Source organism: Capnocytophaga sp. oral taxon 326 str. F0382 (assembly GCF_000318295.1).
Classification (GTDB): domain Bacteria; phylum Bacteroidota; class Bacteroidia; order Flavobacteriales; family Flavobacteriaceae; genus Capnocytophaga; species Capnocytophaga periodontitidis.
In genome coordinates this window covers 20,745-23,877 of record NZ_KB291451.1, presented here as the reverse complement: position 1 = coordinate 23,877, position 3,133 = coordinate 20,745, and the positions used below count along the sequence as shown (strand labels likewise).

The following is a 3,133-nucleotide window of genomic DNA, read 5'->3' as shown; positions in this document are numbered from 1 at the left end:
TTAAAGTTGTTTTTTTCATATTATTTAGATTAGTGAATGTTTGTTATAATATGATTTCTAAATTGGTAATCATAAAGGATACCAGATTTAAAGGTGTTAGAAGGTTCTTTATGCCCATTAACATTAAAAATACCTATATGGTACCATCCTGTATTATTTCTACCTGAGCCATCTAAATTCAAATCAAATTTATTTTCCCAATTAGAATCGCCCCATCCGAAATTATTATGAACTAAAATAAGATGTTCTTGAGTTCTGTTTATATATTCATTTGTTTGAAAACATTTGTAGTAATATGTTACATTCCTTGTTTTTAATACGTAACCGTCTAATAACCAAGCATGGCATTTATCATAGGTTTGCCATTCAATCTTAGTAATTAATAAGTTTATCTTATGGTCTGTCTCAATGGCACAACCATCAATAAGTAAAGGGCGGTTGTTTTTTAGCTCTGAAATAACTTGTGCATCATTGTATTTTTCCTTTTTTATCTCTGTATAGCCTAATGAATGCAAAGTGCCAAACTCTCTACTTGAGCCACTCTTGCTACAGCCATATTCCATTGCCAACAAATTACTATCTCCTAAATGTGCTAATAAGTGTTGAATATCACCTTTGGCAATTGGGTTGTCCCGAACATCATAACTATAGATACTAGAAAACATATCTCCTACATCAATTTTGGTCATATCGTCCCAATGCATTTTTCGTCCTACAATGCTATCAGGTTTTTTGTGATAGGCTAACAATTGTCCTATGGCTACTGCTGTACAACCTACAGGAGGTTCGTCTGTTCTTGATTCACAATACAAAGGAAGAGCATTGTTATAACTACCTCTTTGTCCCCAAAGGGTTTTAATTAAAGGTTTTTTTAATTCTTTGATTTGCCATTCTTCATATTTTATATAATTTTCTTTCTCAAGATCTGTATTTCCAATTTCTGCAGAAATACAAAGTCTTCCCTTAATACCTCCTTTGCTTGTTATTCTCTTTCCGTTTTCATCAAAGTAGCCTTCTTTAATCAGTACTGCTTGCCGTTCTTTAGAAAGCTGTTTGAAGATAGCTTCTTCAGCTTGAGTAGCTAATTTCTCTTTATTAGCTTCAAAAGTGGCACGCTGTTCCTCTATATATGCCTGCATATAGCTAAAGAGTATCGCTTGCCCTGGGTTACTAATAGTGTCGCCGAGATGACCGTAGGAGTTGTAGGCTAATACACTAGAGATACGCCTATCAGCTGAGGTAATTACATAACCTTGGTTATTAGCAAAGTTTACAATGTAGACATCGGCTTGTTCGGGTTTTGCATTGCCTTTGGTAGGTACGTAAGGCTTGCGAGTGTTGCCCTTTACTACTTCAATCGAACCAATTTTTAAAGGAGTTTTGGTAACAATACCCTCTACTTCACGCATTTGCATAGCGGTAGCAAGAGCGGTTTCTTGGGCTTCCTCCGCCGAAATATGGGTTTGCCCTGTGAGAGCCACCCAACCTAAAAGTCCATCGTTGGAAGCCTTCGTTTCAGTACTGGGTAATACTGAAATATCGGTGTCGGTTGCGAACAGGGCATTAGCCTCTTCGCGTTGGCAGGAAAAGAAGAGTCCTGCAATGGTTAAAATAAACAGATGTTTTTTCATATAAGGTTAGTTTTTAGGATTACGCGACAAAGGTAGAAAATAATTAGCAACTTAGCAAATTTGATAATTAGAAAATTATAGAAAATATAGAAAAGGTAGATTTTTCTACTAAAAGTGAGAATTTAGTATTTTTCTATAAGATTTATTGTTTTTTATTTGGATATGTATTGATGATAATCTCGAAGTATTTAGGGTTGTAAAGAGTCGTCATAGTGGTGAAAAGTTGTTGGCGTTGGGTTTTATCGGTAGGGAAAGCGACGAAATGAAGGTCGTTGTCTAAAATTTGGTAGATGAGTTCGGTGCAATAAAGTTGAGAAGGCTCATCGATAGTGCCTAAATGGTCGAAAGGGATTTGAGCTTTCAGGTAGTGCTCGGCGCGTTGCACTACAGCACGACCTTGCTCGGGGGTGCTGTGTAAGGCGCGCACAATCAAGATTTTCTCGGGCATAGAGTATTTAAGAAAAGCGTTTAAGGGCTGTTCTTGCATACCATCGATATTGCTTACATCGGAAGAGAGGGAGTGAATTACCCACCAATTGCCATTTTTGCGGCAGAGAATACCACAGTGAGTAACATCAAAACGACCGTCGTTAAGACGTTTAGCAATCAGATCGCTGAATATACCATAACCACGCCTAAGAATGATATCACCCTCTTGTAGAGAATCGAGTTGGGAAGGGGTAAGACGAAGGGAATGCTCGTTCTCGGCAACTTGTTTTTCTTCACTTCGATGATCAATATAGAAAAAAATGCGAAAAGCAACGTAGAAGAGGAGCAAGAGCGCTGCGAGAAAAAAGAGAAGTTTTTTCATTGTCAGAAGGTTAGGAATAAAAAGAACTTTGCCAAAGGTGCGAGCCGCACGGGCAATGCGAGCCGTAGGGGCAGGGAACTTTGGCAAAGTTGTAGTTTAAAAGTGTTGTAATCTTACTTGTTAGTAGGGGTAGAGGTTTGTGTTTCTACATCAGCAGGCATATCGGGGGCATCGAGGTCGATATTAGGCTGCATTTCTGGCATATCGTGGTCGTGACCATCGCCGTGGTCGTGAGCACCACCGCCGTTTTCTTTATTTTCTTTGTTCATAGAAACAATCCATTTGCCGTCTACTTTTTTGAGGTCGAGGGCGTTTTCTTTGCCGTTGCTATCTTCGGTAGTGTAGAATACTTTAGCTGTATCGCCGTTTTCTTCAACTTTGGTAATTTTAAAACCTTTGAACAATTGTTCGTTTTTAGCATCGGATGAAGGCACAGATTTCATAAACTCGCTGAATGATTTGAGCAATTGAGAGGTTTGAGCATCGCAATATTTGCCAGCTTCATCAAAATTGTTAGCGTTTACAGCTGTCATAAATTTCTCGGCAACGGTTTTAGGGGAGTTGCCAGAACAAGAGGTAAGCATTAGACTTCCGATAAGGAAGAGAGATAAGAAAAGTTTTTTCATTTTATGAGTGTTTAAATTAGACATTAACTATTATTAACGTGAGTTCGGCGTAAGTAATTATTTAA

The 3,133-nt window shown here is 38.1% G+C and carries 3 protein-coding genes; all 3 read right to left on the bottom strand.

The window, feature by feature from the left end:
• Window positions 1-29: 29 nt before the first annotated feature.
• A complete protein-coding gene (locus HMPREF9073_RS12055; protein ID WP_009751013.1) occupies window positions 30-1,631 on the bottom strand; it encodes a C10 family peptidase in 1,602 nt (533 codons plus the stop codon).
• A gap of 142 nt (window positions 1,632-1,773) precedes the next feature.
• Window positions 1,774-2,529 carry a YiiX/YebB-like N1pC/P60 family cysteine hydrolase gene (locus tag HMPREF9073_RS12050; RefSeq protein ID WP_009751012.1) on the bottom strand — a complete coding sequence of 252 codons (756 nt, stop codon included), beginning with the start codon at window positions 2,527-2,529 and terminating at the stop codon, window positions 1,774-1,776.
• A 26-nt stretch (window positions 2,530-2,555) separates the two neighbouring features.
• On the bottom strand, window positions 2,556-3,068 hold the full coding sequence (locus tag HMPREF9073_RS12045; protein WP_034555906.1) for a DUF4878 domain-containing protein: 513 nt from the start codon (window positions 3,066-3,068) through the stop codon (window positions 2,556-2,558).
• Between the last annotated feature and the right edge of the window lie 65 nt (window positions 3,069-3,133).

Bases quoted from the DNA above. Each gene is read 5' to 3' on its own strand.
- HMPREF9073_RS12045 (WP_034555906.1), bottom strand. From the start codon at position 3,068: ATGAAAAAACTTTTCTTATCTCTCTTCCTTATCGGAAGTCTAATGCTT.
- HMPREF9073_RS12055 (WP_009751013.1), bottom strand. From the start codon at position 1,631: ATGAAAAAACATCTGTTTATTTTAACCATTGCAGGACTCTTCTTTTCC.